General features: G+C 37.7%; 19 protein-coding genes. 7 read left to right on the top strand and 12 right to left on the bottom strand.

Annotated features, from left to right (window positions below; all coding sequences use genetic code 11):
- Window positions 1-141 precede the first annotated feature (141 nt).
- A complete protein-coding gene (locus AC3WOM_RS11160; protein WP_492446757.1) occupies window positions 142-657 on the bottom strand; it encodes a YwhD family protein in 516 nt (171 codons plus the stop codon).
- A 165-nt stretch (window positions 658-822) separates the two neighbouring features.
- Here AC3WOM_RS11160 and thmT point away from each other — a divergent pair, with 165 nt between their 5' ends.
- Window positions 823-1,008 (top strand): 2-hydroxymuconate tautomerase, encoded by a 186-nt coding sequence (gene thmT / locus AC3WOM_RS11155; protein ID WP_427548495.1) that lies wholly within the window; start codon window positions 823-825, stop codon window positions 1,006-1,008.
- A 105-nt stretch (window positions 1,009-1,113) separates the two neighbouring features.
- Window positions 1,114-1,782 (top strand): class A sortase, encoded by a 669-nt coding sequence (locus tag AC3WOM_RS11150; protein WP_427548493.1) that lies wholly within the window; start codon window positions 1,114-1,116, stop codon window positions 1,780-1,782.
- Between the two features lie 51 nt (window positions 1,783-1,833).
- Here AC3WOM_RS11150 and AC3WOM_RS11145 read toward each other — a convergent pair whose 3' ends face one another.
- From AC3WOM_RS11145 to AC3WOM_RS11135, 3 genes are all read right to left on the bottom strand, one after another.
- Window positions 1,834-7,698 (bottom strand): collagen binding domain-containing protein, encoded by a 5,865-nt coding sequence (locus AC3WOM_RS11145; protein ID WP_492446755.1) that lies wholly within the window; start codon window positions 7,696-7,698, stop codon window positions 1,834-1,836.
- A gap of 477 nt (window positions 7,699-8,175) precedes the next feature.
- Complete coding sequence (locus tag AC3WOM_RS11140; RefSeq protein ID WP_492446790.1) at window positions 8,176-9,495, bottom strand: HD domain-containing protein; 1,320 nt, start codon at window positions 9,493-9,495, stop codon at window positions 8,176-8,178.
- 248 nt (window positions 9,496-9,743) lie between these two features.
- Entirely contained in the window at window positions 9,744-9,968 is a 225-nt protein-coding gene (locus AC3WOM_RS11135; protein ID WP_004227652.1) for a YuzB family protein, read from the bottom strand.
- Window positions 9,969-10,205: 237 nt separating this feature from the next.
- On the opposite strand from AC3WOM_RS11135, the gene AC3WOM_RS11130 reads away from it, so the two are divergent.
- The gene (locus AC3WOM_RS11130; protein WP_427548489.1) at window positions 10,206-10,853 is read left to right on the top strand and encodes an RsfA family transcriptional regulator; all 648 of its coding nucleotides are present in this window, start codon (window positions 10,206-10,208) and stop codon (window positions 10,851-10,853) included.
- Between the two features lie 30 nt (window positions 10,854-10,883).
- Here AC3WOM_RS11130 and lipL read toward each other — a convergent pair whose 3' ends face one another.
- Window positions 10,884-11,717 (bottom strand): octanoyl-[GcvH]:protein N-octanoyltransferase, encoded by an 834-nt coding sequence (gene lipL / locus AC3WOM_RS11125; protein WP_492446753.1) that lies wholly within the window; start codon window positions 11,715-11,717, stop codon window positions 10,884-10,886.
- A gap of 156 nt (window positions 11,718-11,873) precedes the next feature.
- Here lipL and hemQ point away from each other — a divergent pair, with 156 nt between their 5' ends.
- Window positions 11,874-12,623 carry a hydrogen peroxide-dependent heme synthase gene (hemQ, locus tag AC3WOM_RS11120; protein ID WP_492446751.1) on the top strand — a complete coding sequence of 250 codons (750 nt, stop codon included), beginning with the start codon at window positions 11,874-11,876 and terminating at the stop codon, window positions 12,621-12,623.
- A 39-nt stretch (window positions 12,624-12,662) separates the two neighbouring features.
- Here the strand turns inward: hemQ and AC3WOM_RS11115 are convergent, their stop codons facing one another.
- Both AC3WOM_RS11115 and AC3WOM_RS11110 read right to left on the bottom strand, forming a co-directional pair.
- Window positions 12,663-12,845, bottom strand: coding sequence for a hypothetical protein (locus AC3WOM_RS11115; protein ID WP_427548484.1), 183 nt, complete (start codon window positions 12,843-12,845; stop codon window positions 12,663-12,665).
- Window positions 12,846-13,011: 166 nt separating this feature from the next.
- Complete coding sequence (locus AC3WOM_RS11110; protein ID WP_427548483.1) at window positions 13,012-13,182, bottom strand: hypothetical protein; 171 nt, start codon at window positions 13,180-13,182, stop codon at window positions 13,012-13,014.
- Between the two features lie 517 nt (window positions 13,183-13,699).
- Here AC3WOM_RS11110 and AC3WOM_RS11105 point away from each other — a divergent pair.
- Both AC3WOM_RS11105 and gerQ read left to right on the top strand, forming a co-directional pair.
- Complete coding sequence (locus AC3WOM_RS11105) at window positions 13,700-14,083, top strand: cell wall hydrolase (protein WP_427548481.1); 384 nt, start codon at window positions 13,700-13,702, stop codon at window positions 14,081-14,083.
- Between the two features lie 21 nt (window positions 14,084-14,104).
- Window positions 14,105-14,437, top strand: coding sequence for a spore coat protein GerQ (gerQ, locus tag AC3WOM_RS11100; protein ID WP_427548479.1), 333 nt, complete (start codon window positions 14,105-14,107; stop codon window positions 14,435-14,437).
- A gap of 91 nt (window positions 14,438-14,528) precedes the next feature.
- Here the strand turns inward: gerQ and AC3WOM_RS11095 are convergent, their stop codons facing one another.
- From AC3WOM_RS11095 to AC3WOM_RS11075, 5 genes are all read right to left on the bottom strand, one after another.
- The gene (locus AC3WOM_RS11095) at window positions 14,529-15,707 is read right to left on the bottom strand and encodes a M20 family metallopeptidase (protein WP_492446749.1); all 1,179 of its coding nucleotides are present in this window, start codon (window positions 15,705-15,707) and stop codon (window positions 14,529-14,531) included.
- A 225-nt stretch (window positions 15,708-15,932) separates the two neighbouring features.
- Entirely contained in the window at window positions 15,933-16,313 is a 381-nt protein-coding gene (locus tag AC3WOM_RS11090) for a DUF423 domain-containing protein (protein ID WP_427548475.1), read from the bottom strand.
- Window positions 16,314-16,339: 26 nt separating this feature from the next.
- Complete coding sequence (locus AC3WOM_RS11085; protein WP_427548474.1) at window positions 16,340-16,606, bottom strand: YwdI family protein; 267 nt, start codon at window positions 16,604-16,606, stop codon at window positions 16,340-16,342.
- Window positions 16,603-16,782: a hypothetical protein gene (locus tag AC3WOM_RS11080; RefSeq protein WP_054770279.1), complete on the bottom strand. Its 180-nt coding sequence runs from the start codon at window positions 16,780-16,782 to the stop codon at window positions 16,603-16,605. Before AC3WOM_RS11080 ends, AC3WOM_RS11085 begins: the two co-directional genes overlap by 4 nt.
- A 253-nt stretch (window positions 16,783-17,035) precedes the next feature.
- Window positions 17,036-17,713 carry a uracil-DNA glycosylase gene (locus AC3WOM_RS11075; RefSeq protein WP_492446746.1) on the bottom strand — a complete coding sequence of 226 codons (678 nt, stop codon included), beginning with the start codon at window positions 17,711-17,713 and terminating at the stop codon, window positions 17,036-17,038.
- Window positions 17,714-17,975: 262 nt separating this feature from the next.
- Here AC3WOM_RS11075 and thiD point away from each other — a divergent pair, with 262 nt between their 5' ends.
- Window positions 17,976-18,806, top strand: coding sequence for a bifunctional hydroxymethylpyrimidine kinase/phosphomethylpyrimidine kinase (thiD, locus tag AC3WOM_RS11070; RefSeq protein ID WP_492446745.1), 831 nt, complete (start codon window positions 17,976-17,978; stop codon window positions 18,804-18,806).
- The last annotated feature ends 13 nt before the right edge of the window (window positions 18,807-18,819 follow it).

Genomic DNA, 18,819 nt, shown 5'->3' with positions numbered 1-18,819 from the left:
CATCACTATTCGCAGAACCAAGTGTCCTAGCTTACTAAAATGTAAGCTCTGCATCAAGTTTACTTTGTTTCAAACCTACTTTCAACCTTATATCGAAAGCGATTGCAAAATGTCACAGATTGTTCAATCATTGTAGGTCTATTATGCAAATAAGTCTTGACGCAATTGCTCCTCACTGCGTGCCCAAAGGTCCGGATTCAGCCCTTCTAGGAAGGAAGCTAACACTTTTTTGGAAGGTGCATCCATATGATTTACAATAATATGGCGCTTCATGGATTTATCCATTTTATTAACATGATCAGCTAAAATTTTATAGCCGCGACGTTTTTCTCGGTTAATCACCATTTCACATGCAGTTACACCTGCATAGTAAGGTCCATCCTCTTTATGATCAATCGTCACCCATACTAGCCAATAAGGTTTACCACCTTCGGAATCAGCACGATTTGTCGTAAATTTAATGCCTCGTTCCACATCACTCCGTGCATGCATAGCCCCGATTTCAACGGATGCTTTCCCCTCTTCTATGTCAAGAATGACTGGCGATACGTTTTCTAGCGAAAGCGAGCCAATGCCAAATCCTTTATGTCCGTCTGTTGGATCATTTTTGATAATTGTAAAACCCATTTTTTGTTTTGCTTTTTCTTCATTTGCCATACTTTAAAACCCTCCATTCTGCTATTATAAAGTAAAGCATATTATGCGCATGGATGTCACAGTGAAAGCAACATTAATACAGCGCAAATGCCTAAATTTAAGTAAGAAGTTATTACTTTCTTATAACCTAACTATACAACATTATTCTATAAAGGAGGCAATATTATGCCATACGTAACAGTGAAAATGCTAGAAGGCCGCACAGAGGAGCAAAAGCGCGCCCTAGTAAAAGAAGTAACAGAAGCTGTTTCTCGTACAGTAAACGCGCCAGCAGAAAACGTAACTGTTTTTATCGAAGAAATGTCTAAAAACCATTACGGCGTTGCAGGCATTCGTTTCAGCGATAAATAAAAAAGTATGATGGGTAGAGCAGCCTAGCGCTCTACCCATTTTTAAAATGAGCATAAGAAGCTGGAGCAAAACCCTCTATTTCAAGACAAGGATGTGATCTATGAAATGAATAAACTGAAACTAACATTACTCATCTCTATGCTCATCGTTGGCCTTTTACTTATTTTTATCAACCCCATTCAAAATGCAATCATTGCCCATTTAAGCCATCAATTGAATACTACTGAAATTAGTGCAGAAGAGATTGAAAAGAACAATCAGGTTGATGTAGATTATATATTTGAGGATGTACAATCGCTGTCCATAGCAGAAGTGTTAAAGGCTCAAACAATGGCAAATAAAATGCCTGTTATCGGTAGTATTGCTGTACCAAGTGTGGATATGCAGCTTCCTATCGTTAAAGGAGTTGGAAATGTTGCCCTAGCCGTAGGAGCAGGTACCATGAAGCCAAATCAAAGCCTTGGGCAAGGAAACTACGCCCTAGCAGGACATTATTTCGAAGAAAAGGATATTTTATTCAGTCCACTTTATAAAGCAAGCATAGGGGATTCAGTCTATATAACGGATTTAACCAATATTTACGAATACCAATTAACAACAAAGAAGGTCATTGCTGCAACAGATGTTTATGTAATTAATGATATCCCGAATAAAACCGTTTTAACACTCATTACATGCGCTGATAATGGAACAAAGCGCCTTGCTATACAAGCTGATTTTGTTCAGCAATATCCTTTTGATGAAGCACCTGAAAAGCTATCAGAGGCATTTTAAAAATTGACGAAGCCCCCAAGATTAAATGTCTCGGGGGCTTCTTTTAAATAATTATTTGATATCAGCGTTGCGGCGACGTAAGAAGAATAATGCACCAAGAATAAGTGCTACACCAATCAGTGTAAGTGCAGTTTGATCTGCACCATCCGTCTGTGGTAGTTTACCTTGTGCTTTTAATTGATCTTCTAGTCGTTTTGCATCCGTTTTAATTTTGTTAATATCAAGAGATTCTGCAACATCTTCCTGTTCCTCTTTTGTTAATAGACTATATTTATTGAGGAAATCCTTATACGCATCTAGCGTGTCTTTTGTTGCTTTAGTTGGATTATATGGCGGTAAATTTTTCCCTTGATCAATGACATTTTGAACAGAAGGTTTAGATGCTTCTGTTTTTCCAGGAGTCGCTGAATTATTTGAATTTGTTGGTTCACCTGGCTTACCTGGGTTTGTTGTTGGATTCGTCGGTTCACCCGGTTTGCCTGGGTTTGTTGTTGGATCCGTCGGTTCACCTGGTTTACCTGGGTTTGTTGTTGGATCTGTTGGTTCACCCGGTTTGCCTGGGTTTGTTGTTGGATCCGTTGGTTCACCCGGTTTGCCTGGGTTTGTTGTTGGATCCGTTGGTTCACCCGGTTTACCTGGGTTTGTTGTTGGATCTGTTGGTTCACCCGGTTTGCCTGGGTTTGTTGTTGGATCCTTTGGTTCACCCGGTTTGCCTGGGTTTGTTGTTGGATCTGTTGGTTCACCCGGTTTACCTGGGTTCGGTGTTGGATCAACTGGCTTGCCTGGATCTGGATTAGGCGGTATCCAGCCACCACCACCTGTATAAGATGGTTTTACTAATCCTGAACATACATTAGTTACAGTAATTGTACCTAATAACACATTACCTTCATACACATTGTAAATTCCTGGTTGAACTGTATAAGGAATTGTTCCCACACCTTGTTCATTTGTCTTACCAGAGGCAATCGTGTTATGATAAAAATCTTTAATTGTGAATGCTACATTTGAACGACCATTACCATATAAATCTTGAACTGTAAGTGTGAAAATTGGACATGCATTATATGGAATTTGCACAGTTGCTCCACAAATATTATCCATATAGCTTACTGTAATATCGCCCAATTTAATACCAGCTTCATTATATACTACGTAATTTTGTCCTTGCTGTAGCTTCGTCTTATCTTCAAATACAATTTTACCTGCTGCATCTGTTTTGCCAGATGTCACTACTTCTCCAGCTTGGTTTTTAATCACGATTAAAACATTTGCACCAACTGGCTTAAGGTTATTATCATTAACTGTTAATGTGTAAACTGGACAAGAATTTTTCTGAACTTCACCTTTACAGCCATCTGTATACGTGACTTTCACTTCTCCAATTTTATCACCTTTTGCACCGCTATCAGTTTCCTCATAGACTGTGTACATACCTGGTTCTTGGTTTTGCGGTAACTTAATTTCACCGTTAGCATCTGTTTGACCAGTTGTCACAACAATTCCATTGCTATCTTCAATGATGACTTTCGTATTTCCTTTCAAGCTACCATCTGTATCTTTTACTGTAATCGTGAAAATATCACATGCACGAGGTTTTTCAGCAGTATCCTTACAGTTGCCTGAATATGTTACATCAAATTCATCAAGTACTTTCCCTGATGCTGTAATGCTTACTTCATATTTACCAGAAGGCGTTGTTGCTGACGGGAATGTCACTTCACCGTTTTTACCAACCGTTGCAGTAAACGAATTATTCGTTGCTTTGTTGGTAATTGTTACTTCTGTGCCTTCAGCTAAAATACCATCCTCATCTTTCACTGTTAGCGTGAATACTGGACATGCTGGTAATGGTTGAACTGTTCCTTCACAGTCCGTATCAACTGTAAATCCGTTAATTTTCTCACCATTTTCATATACTTCATATTCACCAGATGGAAGATTCGTAATTGTTACTTTACCATCTACATCAGTGACACCATTAGGTTGTGGAACTACAGCATTTGGATTGTTTTTATCCTTAATTTCCACCGTTACACCTGGACGTGGTTTACCGTCTACATCATTTACAGTTAATGTAAACGTTTCACATGTTGGTGCCTGTGTGATTACAGCACCACAATTGCCATTTTGATAGCTTATCGTTACATTTCCTAGGAAAACAGTACCTTCATAAAGTTTGTATGTCCCTGACGGTGTTGTAGATGGAACAGTAAATTGACCATTGCCATCTGTTGTTGTAGTCGTAATAACTGTATTACTTGCATTTTTTAATGATACTGTCACGTTAGGACGTGGATTATTCTGCTCATCATTCACCGTAATTGTGAATATTGGACATGAGTTTGTTGGTTGTACTTCACCATGACATTGCCCGTTACCATATTTCACAAGAACAGTACCTAACTCTACATTTGTAATTGCATCTAATACCTTATATTGACCAGCTTGAACCTCTTTACCACCCGTTCCTGGTCGTTTAATATCAGATACTTGCCCTATAGCATTTGTAGTACCCGTGTATTTAGTAGCACCATTACTATCTACTAAATTAATAGCTTTATTAGCTACTACATTTCCGTCAATATCCTTCATAGTTAATGTGAATGCAGGACAGGCATTAGAAGTATCAACCTGTTCATTATTGACAAGTTCGATAACTTTTGTAGCATTGGCAGCTAACTTTGTATCAGTCGTTGCATCTAATTTAATTGTATAGTCATTCATTAGGGCATAGCCTGTTGGCGCATTTTTCTCTCTAACAATATAGTTTGCATAGTTAACATCTTCGAATATTACATTACCATTTGTATCAGATGTTGCAGTTGCCACAATATATGGTGATCCCTTTACCATTTTAACTAAATCAAATTCTACACCCGGTAATGGTTTTTTGATACCTGTTAATACGTTTAAGCCGACCTTATTAAATTTCAAGTTTCCTTTTGTTAACGAGAAATCTGCATCCGATGCACTAAAACTAAAGTTACCATTATATTTTGCTTCTTTTTCTTGGTTGTTTGCCGTTGCAAAGCCAAAGTTAATTTTTGCATTGTTGCTAAAAGGATCATTCTGTTTACCAAGTACAAGTGTTTGATATTGAATTTGATAACTTTCTTTATTTAATACACCAAAGTCAATTTCAAATCCGCCATTTGCTGTAAATGTAACTGTAAATCCTAAAGAAGCAGGCGTTGACCAACTTCCACTAGAAGAGATGCCTGTATCCTTATTCACGGCATTTTTTCTTACTTGAATTGTCTCTTTTAACAGCATTTGATTCCCTGATGGTACATCCTCAACTTTCACTTCGCCTAATGTAGATAATGAACGATTGACATTTAGCGTCCATGTTAAACGCTCAGTAGTAGAGTTACTACCAGGAGGTGTTGTAGTCTGATTACTGTTAGAACTTGGATTACCTTTTTCAATTAATTTATTCGCATAGTTTACAGGAACAGGTGCTGCAGGTAAATTGTAAACTTTCGGAATTCCACCTACATTTGTCGTAAAGGTTGCCGTGTTTGTATATGATTTGTTCTTGTCAGCTTTGTTACTAGACTCAATACCAATGATATTGTCAGAGTCCTTCGTTTGGTATTTCACAATATATACTTTGTTATTCGCAACCCCTAAATCATTAGCTAAAGTAAGTGTAAAGCTTTTATTATCAGACGGAATATCTAATGAATATAAGCCAGCCGGTAAATCTGTACCTTCAGTACCATTTTCATCATTATCTGTAGTATCCAATGTAAATTCTTTTACCTTAAATGTACCTGGTACAATTACATGCCCTTCACCAATTACATCATAAAGCACTGCATTGTTAATGTTTTGCTTATTAATATTGACTTTAATATCCCAGTTAAACACCTGGTCAACGTAGTCATACTTACCTTGTTTACGACCGTTGTTAACTGAGTTTGATTCAGGTTTGTAGTGAGCTAATTTCTCAACACTATACGGTTTATCTGTTGTCCAGCTAGCAATTGCTTTATTGCCATAACCTTGCTCATGAACAGAACCATCTGGCAAAATTTCATAGGCCGTTTTATAAGTGATTGTTGCTGTTTGTCCCTTAGCCACTGTACCGCCAGTTAATGTAAAGCCATTGGCATCAATAGAAATATTCTGCCCTGTCATATTCGATACAGTAATATCAGAGGCATTTATTACACTGTCATTATTCGCATCCACTAGTGTATGCGGTGCATTGTGAGATCCCTCTGTAAATGTATCGGCAATTGTTAAACCAGTAATATCTTTTCCATCAGCAGTATCATTATCTGCCTTTACAGTAATTGTCCATGTGATTTCTTTTTTATTTGTATCTACTGTACGGGATTTTGTTAAGATTCCTTCTGTCAAGGTATGTGTAGCTGGTTTTTTTTCAGCTACAGAACCACTAATGACCGAGTTTGTCATTGTTGTTGTTGCATTATTACTATAGAAATCATTTGGCAATTTTGCATCATATGTGATGCGATATGCTTTTGTAATAGAATTGTTAAATACTAGTGTAAAGCCATCTGTATGCCCACTATTTATAATAGGATTTACTTGATATTCTGTCGCATCAATTTCTGTGCCTGCTCCAGTAGCCGTACCTGTATCATTCACTGTCATTGCATATACTTTAATCGTATTTGTATCAATGACATGACCTGTTGGTAGCGTATCTTCTATCCAAGCGTCTGCTTGGTCAATCGCTGCTTGATTATAGTTGTAACGAACTTCCCATGAAGATATATAGTTATTGCTTGTTTTTGTGCCATCTAAACTTTTTTCTAATGCCTTACCATACGTAGTTGATGCTTTTTTAGTATCTGAATCTCCATAGGTAGGATCAGTTAATGTAATTGAATTCGAAAATTCTTTTGTTCCCTCTTGCTCTGCAATTGGTAAGTTCACTTTTGTTTGATATTTGATTTTATATGCATTTCTACCATCTAGTACAAGATCTTCGAAATTTTGGTTTGATTGTGTTCCTGTAGCTGTTGCTGCTACACCAGTTAAGCCCACTTCATACGTCTCAACTGTAACAGAATTTGGCACAATTACATGACCTGCTTTTGGTGTGTCTTTTATAGTTGCATTATTCAAATTTTTACCAGCTTTATTAACCCATACTTCCCAGTCAATAATACGGTCACCGTCATCAATTGTAACGCCTTTTGATTCCTTGGACACAATTTTTTCACCGCTAGTAGTTGGAAGGAATGTCAGTTTAACAATATCTGTTCCACCACCAGCTAAAGGTATTTCTAAGTCCTGTTCTATATTATTGCCAAATAGATTAAAACCAGATGTAAAGTTCATCTCAAACCCAACATCATTAGAGCCTGCAATATCCTCAGATGGATCTTCAGTTATTGTAACAGTAACTTGGCTACCAGTTGTTTCCCATTTAAATGCTGGTGAAACAGCAGTTGAATTTTTTTGACCATGGAATGCACCATTAAAATCTATTAACGAGGCTGGCAATGAGTAGGTGAAAAAATCCCCAGCCTTCACATCACCTGGCAAATCAACCTTGAAAATAAATTTTCCATTTGCTTGTTGATTTTGTGCTAACTCCGTTGTAAATGCTGGTGGTACTACATTAGTACCATTAATTTTTAATTCAAATACCTCTAATCGTGCTGAGGCAGTTAAATCTACAGGAGGTAATGGTGCTGCTAACGGCATTATCAATGATTGAACTTCATCCTCCGGAGCCGTCACTTCAGCGGTATCTCCACTTGTTACATTTGGGTCATCTCCCTCACCACCAGAACCAGTTCCAGCATCTCCGCTAGATTCAGATGGAGGTGTCACAGGAGGTTGGCCCTCGTCTGCAAACACTGAAATTGGTGAAAGCACTGTTTGAAAGACTAGTAGCAATATAATTATTGCTATATTAAATTTCTTCATGTTTCTCTCCTTTTCTAAGTTCAGAGAGATACCTGTTAGTGTTTGCTGACGACGTTGCATCCTTTCATTATGTTGGAAAGGAATGCCACAAACATTAGGCTGGTCTCTCTTTCCTTCATTTAAGTTGTCGTCAAGGGTAAATACATCCTACACGTCTTGGTAATCATGATGACCAATGTGTCCTTGTACAGCTACTTATATCAATTTTACTAACACTGTGATGCCTTTTAAAATGGGCCTCACCCCCTTTAGGGTTTTAGTCTCATTATAAAAAGCGCTACTGAACAAATTCTAAACAATTCCATATTTTTCATTTACACAATTCCAAATAAATCTATTTTTTTCCAAATATATTGATTTTTATGCAAAAATAAAAACAGTAAACAATCACCCGAGTTGAGTTTGTTCACTGCTCTTCTTATAAATATTGGTAAAAATAAAAATAGATATACAAAATTTATACATTTTAAATATATTCTAGGATTTATTTTTCCCTTTTCCTTTTAACAACGTTAAAATTTCTTTCTTTACGGCAGGATGTGTCTGATCATCCTCTAAAAAATCTAAAGGAAAATATATTTTATGATCTCGTTTCATACGACCAGAAATGGAATCGACGATAATCGATTCACGTGACAGCTCTCGTAACTCTCCGGTTTTCATTTCTAAAAAAATCGGAACTCGCACTTCTTCCTCACCTGGTCGATAAAAATCATATGGTAAATCTGCTGTCGTATCGTGGACAAGATAATATTCTGGATCTAACTCCGCTTGCTTGAAAAGCTTTTGTAGTTTTTGATATTTGTCCAACTCTACCCCTGGATCTAAATCAATGTACTGGAATAACTTACGATTCACAAAACGGCGACTTAAATCACTTAAGATAGCATCATCTTCTTGCATCCAAAGTTGAAAATATGTAAAAAGAATGCTTTCATCTAACGCAAGATAGTCCTCAAGCGTAATAGAATTGCGGAAAAATGCTTTAAAATGTGTAGGCTCATGCTTAAAATAATAACCTTCTAAACTTAATTGCTTTGCTCGCTTTAAAATATTATTTAAAATAACCTCTGCACTTCGAGAAACAGGATGAAAATAAATTTGCAGGTACATTTGATAGCGGCTCATAATATAATCTTCCACTGCATGCATACCAGTTGCCTTAATAACCACTTGATTTTTTCGTGGGCGCATAACTCTTAAGATTCGCTCCATATCAAAATGGCCGTAGCTGACGCCAGTGAAATAGGCATCACGCTGTAGGTAATCCATACGATCAGCATCAATTTGACTGGATATTAGGCTGACGACTTGCTTATTTGGATAGGTTTTTTCAATGACTTGAGATACTTTCTCTGGGAAATCAGCAGCAACTTTCTTTAAGACTGCATTAACTTCCGTATTACCCAGTAAAATTTGTCTTGTATAAAATTCATGGTCTAGCTCAAAGACATTTTCAAAAGCATGTGAAAATGGTCCATGTCCTAGATCATGTAATAGGGCTGCACAAAGCACAAGAAGTCGTTCTTCTTCATCCCACTCTGGACGACCAGCAAATATATCATCTACTATACGACGTACAATCTCATAGACACCAAGTGAATGACTAAAGCGGCTGTGCTCCGCTCCATGGAATACTAAAAATGTTGTACCTAGCTGACGAATTCTACGTAATCGTTGAAATTCTCTCGTCCCCACTAAATCCCAAATCACCTGATCCCGTACATGCACATAGCGATGCACTGGGTCCTTAAATACTTTCTCCTCTTGCAATTTAGCTTTTGCATAATGTGTCATTTGTACAGCACCCCCGTTTCGTATTTGTTCTATTATATGCGATAAATATTGGACTAGCATACATATTTCTCTTACTTTATAGAGACTATCAACCTAAATCATTGGAAATTCGTAAAAAATTAGATTTCTATTGACCTAATAAAAATACTGATTTATATTTAATTGCTCTTTCAAGATTATAAATACCTAAACATCTTAAAGAAAACAAAAACTATCCTCAACAAGTGAAGATAGCATGTTTATTTTACTTATTTCTTTAATTTTGCCAATACCTTTTCCATAAGCTCGTCTTCCGTTAAGGCTGCAACAGGGCGGCTATTCACAAAGGTAAATGTTTTTTTACGTCCTGGGCCACAATAGGAATGACAGCCGATTTCGATGGTTGCATCAGGATCGATTTCCTTTAATTTTGGAATTAACGTTTTTAAGTTAACGGCCTGACATTCATCGCAAACTTTAAATTCGTTTGCCATTTTGTCAACAACCCTTTCTATATAGTATTTTTTCATTCAAAACTTCACTTTTATTGAACGCATGACCTTCACATATTTAAGTATGCAGCATGCGTACAAACCTACATCGGGTATTGTATCGCACTTTTCACCTTGTATTCAAGCATAATTCCTTCCACATAGATGAATAAAAGGTTAAAAGATTGGTCATGCTAGTCTTAAATAAAGAAGTTCCAAATAAAGGTGGGAGGATTTTATATGAGTAAAGTAAGACAAGATGCTTGGTTACAAGAAAATGATGAATTATTAGCAGAGGCGGTCATTCGCCACGTAACAGAGGGTAGTACACAGTTAAATGCTTTTGAAGAAGCAGGGGATGCGTTAAATCGTACTGCCGCTGCCTGTGGTTTTCGTTGGAATGCTGTTGTTCGCAAGGAATATGAGGAGCAATTAGCTGAAGCGAAAAAAGAAAGAAAAGAGAGAATGCGAGTGTTGGGTGCACCAGCAAGACGACGTGCCTCTAGTATGTTTACAGTCAATAGCAGTGCCGCAGAGGGTAAATCCATTCCGTTATCTGCACTATCTCTTGATATTGTCATAGCCTACTTACTACGTTTACAGCATTCTGGTGAGCTAGGTAATGAGTCTACAAAATGGAGACAGCTAGTACATGTAACATCTGAGAAAAATAAAAAACTAGAAAAAACCATTACTCAGTTAGAAGAAGAGAATAGAGCAATTCGCAAAGATTACGAGCAATTTGTACAAATTATGAACCGCGCTAGACGACTTGTAACACTAGATGAAGAGGAAGAACGAATTGCACCTGTTTTCAAAATGGAGAAAAACGGAAATCTTGTTGTAAGCAGCTCTAATTATCAAGAAAATGGCGATGCGCTTAGTTAGCAGCATCGCTTTTTCCTTTGTTGCTTCTATTTATTTAGGTGCGAGCATTTTCGTATTGCGCTCTAATATTCGTTGTAAATAGAATGCATATAACGGAAGTTCCTCATCATGAAAAGATTCAAATCGTATTTCTTCAGTCATACTATGAATGAGCTGCTGTAATCGAATGATTACTGCTTCCACCGTTAAAGTTGCATCAACAAGCTCTGACAGTGAAGCCATTACACTAGGGTCAATGCTAGGATACGTAAATTTTGTTTCCTCTCCCTGTAAACTTTTCTCATAAAAATCTCGAATAAGCGCTGCTCGTTCAGAACCGCTTCCTTCAATACATAGATAAATTTGCACAGCTACTCCTTGACGTAAGCGCCTTTGCGAAATACCTGCAAATTTCTTCCCATCAATACTTAAATCATAGGAACCTGGGCAATAGGAACCTATAATTTCATAGGCTTCAATTCTATCTGCTACCTCAGGCAATAATCCTTTGATTAGGGCAACCATTAGATCATAGCCATCATTGATGCTTAATGCTTCTGTTTGTTCAGATAAAACGATTGAAATATTTAATACTCCTGCATCTAGGACTACTGCTAAACCTCCCGAATTACGTACGATAGGTTGATAGGCATGTGCTTTGAGTAACTCCATTCCCTGTTGTACATAAGGTAAGCGATGATCCTGAATACCAAGGACAATAGATGCATCATGTACCCATGTACGAATAGTTGGCGGAGAAGCTAATTGTCCCACTAACTGACATAAAGTATCATCCGTTGCAAAGGATTCAAGTGGCGATCTTTGTTTTGCACTAATGGATTGATCGTAAAAACGCCAAATTGGCTGTTGTAAAATACTATTCATGCTTAGAGCTCCTCTATTTACATCTCTTCTCTTAAGCATACATAATCTGTGGAAGGTGTCAAATTCGTGAAATACAATCATGAATTTAGGGATTTTGTACAAACTATGATAAACTAAAATTGAATGTTATTCACTTATAAAGGAGTGTTTTCAATAATGAATGAAGCAGCAATTACTTTAGATGGTTGGTATGCTTTACATGATTTCCGCTCAATCGACTGGGCATCTTGGAAACTCGTTTCTGCTGAAGAACGTCAAGCAGCAGTAGAAGAATTCGTCACATATTTAGAAAAATTAAACGAAGCAGATATCGCTAAAACAGGTGCTCATGCCTTTTATGCAATCGTTGGCCAAAAAGCTGACTTTATGATTATGACATTGCGTGAAACAATGGATGAGCTACAAGAGCTTGAAGCTGATTTTAATAAATTAGCAATTGCTGATTTTACAATTCCTACATATTCTTATGTATCTGTTGTAGAGCTTTCCAACTATTTAGCTGGCGAATCAAACGAAGATCCATATCAAAATCCACATGTACGCGCACGCCTATATCCTGAGCTTCCACGCTCTAAATATGTATGCTTCTATCCAATGGATAAACGTCGTCAGGGCAATGATAACTGGTATATGCTTTCAATGGATGAGCGTAAATCATTAATGCGTTCTCACGGTATGATTGGTCGTGGCTATGCTGGTAAAGTAAAACAAATCATCACTGGTTCTGTTGGCTTCGATGATCATGAATGGGGCGTAACATTATTCGCAGACGACGTATTACAATTTAAAAAATTAGTATACGAAATGCGCTTCGATGAAGTTTCGGCTCGTTACGGGGAGTTCGGTGCATTCTTCGTTGGTAACCTTCTCGATAACGAAAAACTAGTGAAATTCTTAACAGTCTAATCCTAAAAAAATGCGAGCCCTAAAATGGACTCGCATTTTTTAAAATTCATTTTCTTCACTTGCTTCTGATTCCAATATTAAAATAATGGTATGAATAAAAAAACCAGTTAGAATCATTAGGAAAACTAAATACCAGTTATATGGTTGATGGTAAAATTCTGCTATACCTACAGCTATGAATGCACTTACGATAATTGCTACAAACATACCAAAAATACGCATTGTAACACTCCTTCATGAAAGCAAAAAATATTTTTCCATTTTAGTATGTCACTGTTTATTTTCAATATACTTGTCATACAAAAGTTTTTATCTTTTCAATAACAAAAATAAGAAAGTGTCACCTTTACTACGATGACACTTTCTTATTTTCATATTACTTTAACCCTCAGGATCTTTCATCCTTCACCTTTAATATCAATATAATCGTATTGATAAAAAAACCAATAACGATGATTAAAATAAAAAGATACCAATGGAGTGGCTGTCCGTAAAAATCACCTAATAAAAACGCCAGCACAGCACTCAATAAAATACCAAACCAAACACCAATCTCCATTTCCTGTCACCTCACATGTATTCAATACACATGCAACTTTTATCTTGATTCAGCAAATGTTTTTGTATCGAAAGATAGCGGCTGATGTTTTATGCGCGTAAGGGTAGCGGAAGCGGCAGATACAGAAGACTCCCACCTCTATAGATAGTAAGATGATGCGACGTTCTCCCTATTCAGTAGTGTACAAATCATCGCTGAGTCAAGATAAAGCCCTCTGCGGATGAGCGAGCTCAAAAAAATCCGGACGCAATTACGCTGGGGCGTAAATGATCTCATGTTCCCTATATATTAGCTATTCTCTATTTACCCAATTTTTTTTTAAAAATATCTAAGGTTTTAAATGATCTTACCCTATTTTTTTACAGACTACTCGTTATGACTAATATATGCTTACTAACTTTGAAATGTGATGATCTTTATCATGAAAATAAACATGTCTACAATGCCTCCATGCATATACTGTCTGCGAGGAGGAATGTAAATCGCTGTTATAAAGACCAATGATGCACAAACAGCAATGCTTGCAAGGCTTATGCGTGCTGAGGCAGAAGGTGAAGGAGAATTAGGTATGCTGATGGTTGGCAACGTAGGCGTCAACCGCGTACGAGGGGATTGCCTAGATTTTGGAGATATTCGAACAATTGAACAAATGGTTTATCAGCGTCCAGGAGGCTTCGAGGCAACACAAAAGGGTTACTTTTATCAACGAGCACGTGATCTAGATATTCGTTTAGCAAAACGAGTGATTCAAGGTGAACGGTTCCATCCTGCAACCCGCTCCCTCTGGTTTTTTAGACCTGAAGGAGCTTGTCCAGCACAATGGTATGGTCAATGGAACACAGGAAGATATAAATCGCATTGCTTTTTCTCACCAACTGAGGAAGACTGTCCACAAATTTAAAAGAAAGAAGGTTGATTATCGATGATGCCATATTATTGGACACCGACAACGCAACAAATGCCCCCACAAGTAACAATTCCAAGTAGCGGACGACCACCTGGACGGGAAGAGTCCTATATTGAAAATATTTTGCGTTTGAATCGTGGAAAACCAGCTACCTTCCATTTCTCTTTTGAGCATGCTATTGAGCAAGGAAAAAATACTAAAACTGTGCGGGGTGTAGTTGAAGCTGCTGGTCGAGATCATGTAATTATACGTGAGCTTAAATCAAATCATCGCTTTCTCTTCCCTATGATTTACTTTGATTTTGCTGAATATGATGAAGAGATGTCCTATTTTAATCAGAATCCATAATTCATTGCTTATCTAGCTAATAATAGTCTGTTGTTATTATTGATACTTACTAAAAATGGCATGTTAGGAACATTCCTATCATGCCATTTGACTATTCATTTTTCTGTAAGTATTGTAAAGTTGCTTTTCCTAAAGTTTTGGCAGCAATTAGCATCGCACGTTCATCAAAATCAAAGCGTGCATGATGATGTGGATATGCTTCTTCCCACTCAGGCTTTTTAGCACCTGTAAAGAAAAATGTACCTGGTACTTTTTCTAGGTAATAGCCAAAATCTTCACCAATCATAAATGGTGGGCATGTTATGACATTTTCTACTCCTGGTACATCATTTGCAAGCTGTGCAATAAATGCTGTCTCCTCCACATGATTGTAAACAGGCGGATAACCTCTTGTATAGCGATAGTCATAGCTTGCCCCAAAGGTTTGGCAAGTTGCCTTTAATACACACTCCAGTTCATCCTCCATCTGCTGTCGCACCTGCTCATCAAATGTACGGACTGTTCCTGCAAGCACAACTCGGTCAGCAATCACATTGAAAGGATTTATGGCCTCAAAATGACCAAGCGTTAACACTGCTGATTTTAATGGATCTATTCGACGGGAAATAAGCTGCTGCGCATTTACAACAAATTGTGATCCAAGCACAACTGCATCAATCGAATGATGTGGTTCTGCCCCATGACCACCTTTACCCTGAATCGTAATTTCCACTTTATCGGCAGCAGCCATAATCGCTCCACCTCTTACCAACAGATCTCCTATTGGTGTGGGTGCCCACAAATGTGTACCGAAAATAACATCTACTCCATCCAGACATCCATCCTCTATCATAGGCTTTGCTCCACCTGGGGCAATCTCCTCTGCATGCTGATGAATAAATACTACATTTCCTGCAATTTCCTCTTTAATCGCATTTAATGCCTTCGCAAGTCCTAATAATGTTGCTGTATGACCATCATGACCACAAGCATGCATTTTACCATCTATTTTAGATTTATATGGAATCTCATTTTCTTCTTGGATGGCTAATGCATCGAAATCAGCTCGTAACGCCACCGTCTTACCTGGCTTCCCACCACGTAATGTCGCAACAACACCACGCTCTCCTACCTGCTCACGAACATCATGCCCTAATGCACGATGATAGGCTGCTATATATGCTGGTGTTTCCACCTCTTCAAAGGATAATTCCGGATACTCATGTAAATGTCGACGAATGGCGACCATTTCATCAAAATTATGATCAAGTAATGTAAATAATTTATCCATAATTCCACAATCCTCACTTTCTCAAACTCGAACTCTTTTGGTAATAATAGTGTACTATAAATCCTTACAAAAACAATAGGAATTAAAATGAAGATTGATAGAATAATTTTTTTGAGCTTTCAATAGATGCTACAACTAAAAACCCCCTCACAAATAATGCGAAGGAGTAAAGTGTTTAATTTTTTATTCTGCATAAGCTTGAAGTTGAATCACTGCTCAAAAATTTTATCGAGCATGTTTAAGAGCAGTTAAGATAATGAGCACCCACCCTGCTAAAAATAGTACACCGCCAATTGGGGTAATAGCTCCTAATACTTTAATGCCGCTGATGGCTAATATATATAAACTGCCTGAAAAGAAGACAATACCGAGGTTAAAGAAAATACCAGCTAAATTTAATTGCTTTACCTCTCCTAATAATTTTGAGCTCATTAATAAGCCAATAACAAGCAAGCCTGTCGCATGAAACATTTGGTATTGTACGGCTGTCTCCCAAATACCACGACCATAATCATCTAAAACTTCTTTTAACGCATGTGCACCAAACGCACCGAATGCTACTGCTAAAAAGCCATGAAGTGCACCTGTCACGATAAATTTTTTCATGTTATTCTCCCTGCCTTTAATAATGGTTAAAAATCAAAAATTGAATCACCATTTGCTCCGTCTTCTTCTTCAATTTTTGCTGTGTATAAACTTGATGGCTTTGGCTCTGATACTAACATTTGTGGTATATGCTTAGACTGTGCTTTTGATATGCCCTCAGCTGAGTCTAATACTACATCACATAATGCTCGAATCGCAGTTAAGGCTTCTCGAATTTGTTGCTCATTTCCAGCATTCTTCACACCTGATAATTGCTTTTCAAGTTGTTGAATAACGGCTTGATAAGGAATCATTGCATTCTCCCACTTTCTGCTTTGGGTACAAATTTTAAACAGTCCATGCCAGAGGATTGTTTTACGACAACGGATGGTATTTGCTTTGTTTTAAAGCCATATGCCGCACAGGCACGTGGCGTTTGCGGGTCCCATGTTACTTTAAAATGTTGACATTTGAAACAATTCACCTTCATCGTTGCCCCTCACTTTCTTCTATAAGTAACTGTATCACGAATCTAATAGTGTATCAATTTCGCCTTGGCGTAATTGCGTCCGGATTTTGAATTGTGCCTGCACAATTCATTCCTTTGAAAATCCGTGACATCCGCCGGAGGCTTATCTTCATTCAGGTTTGGACACCCACATGAAAAGGAACCAAAACGACATTCAATTCACCACTTGAAGAGGTGGGAGTCTTCTGAATGAAGATAAACGATTTGTGCCAATCTATGCTAGACACCAATCAATAGGCTGCTCTCCCCATTCTAGTAGCTGTGCATTAATCTTAGAATATGGTTTACTACCAAAAAAACCTCTATAGGCACTAAGTGGACTTGGATGAGGTGCCTCTAAAATAACATGAGGCGTTGAATATTTACGAATCAATGGTTTTTTTCGTTGTGCCGGCTTGCCCCACAACACAAAAATAATAGGCTCTGATCTTGCTGCTAATTTATCGATCACAGCATCCGTAAATTGTTCCCATCCTTGTTCTTTATGGGAGTTTGCTTGACCTGCCCGAACAGTTAAAACTGTGTTCAATAACATGACACCCTGCTGCGCCCATTTCGTTAATGTGCCATGCTGAGGAATCGGACAACCCTCATCGTCCTGTAATTCTTGCAGCATATTACGTAAACTCGGCGGATGTGGAATTCCCGGCTTTACTGAGAAACTCAATCCATGTGCTTGATTTGGACCATGATAAGGATCTTGACCTAATATAACAACCTTCACATCACGATAAGATGTTGTATTAAAGGCATTCATGACATCATTCATAGGTGGATAAATTGTTTGTGTTGAATATTCATGTGCTACAAAATGTCGTAGTTTTTTATAGTATGCTTTTTCCATTTCTTCTGCTAGTATTGCTTGCCAGTCATTCGGGAATACTTGTTTCATCTTTTATAAGCCCCTTTCTCTTCTTTCAACGGTACAAAAAAATAATGTTGAATTCAAGTATCAGATCAATTATGCATCGATATAATTGCGGCTTGGGGCTTTAGCCAGAGTTCCTCTAAATCGGCGAATGTTTGAACATCAGTTGAAAAAGATTCGAACTGACCCTGTAAAAATATAGCATTCTGGCTATTTTTATAGAATCAGAATCAGACTATACTAGATGGTAATTTTAAAACTTTCAACTATAAAGGAGATCTTTCACATGACTCTTAAAAAAACTTTAACCATTGCTGGTTCAGATACTTCAGGCGGCGCAGGGATGCAAGCTGATTTAAAAACATTTCAGGAACACGGAACATATGGCATGGTGGCATTAACAGTAATTGTTACGATGGATCCAAATGGTTGGACACATAACGTCACACCATTACCAACAGAACTTCTGCAAAAACAAATTGATACGGCGCTATCAACAGGCATCGATGCTATTAAAACAGGGATGCTGTCAACTGAAGAAATTATTCGTATTGCTGGAAATGCTATCGCGAAATCGGGTACATCCAATGTTGTCATTGACCCTGTAATGGTCTGTAAAGGCGAGGATGAAGTATTAAACCCTGGTAACACAGACGCCATGATTCAATATCTATTGCCACTAGCTGCGGTCACAACCCCTAACTTATTTGAAGCTGGACAATTAGCTGGAACAGGTACACCAAAAACGATAGAAGAAATGAAAGCAGCAGCTCGTAAAATTCATGAGCTAGGTGCTAAGGCTATTGTCATTAAAGGTGGAAAAGCGTTAGCCACTGAAAAAGCAACGGATTTATTCTTTGATGGTGAGAAGTTCTATTTATTAGAATCTGAAAAAGTGGCTTCCACTTATAATCATGGTGCAGGCTGTACATTTGCGGCTTCAGTAACCGCAAACCTTGCAAATGGTCTTTCAGTAAAAGAAGCAGTCATAGAGGCAAAAGAGTTTGTATCTGCTGCAATTGCTCATGGCTGGGCTTTAAATGACTATGTTGGACCAGTGATGCACGGTGCAAAATCACGTTTTGGAGCACCTGATGTAACGGTGACAGAACTATAAATGAAAAGGCATC

It is taken from the genome of Lysinibacillus sp. FW301-JW8, from assembly GCF_058788755.1.
The sequence above is the reverse complement of the archived record's forward strand: the minus strand, read 5'-3'. Positions and strand labels throughout refer to the sequence as shown.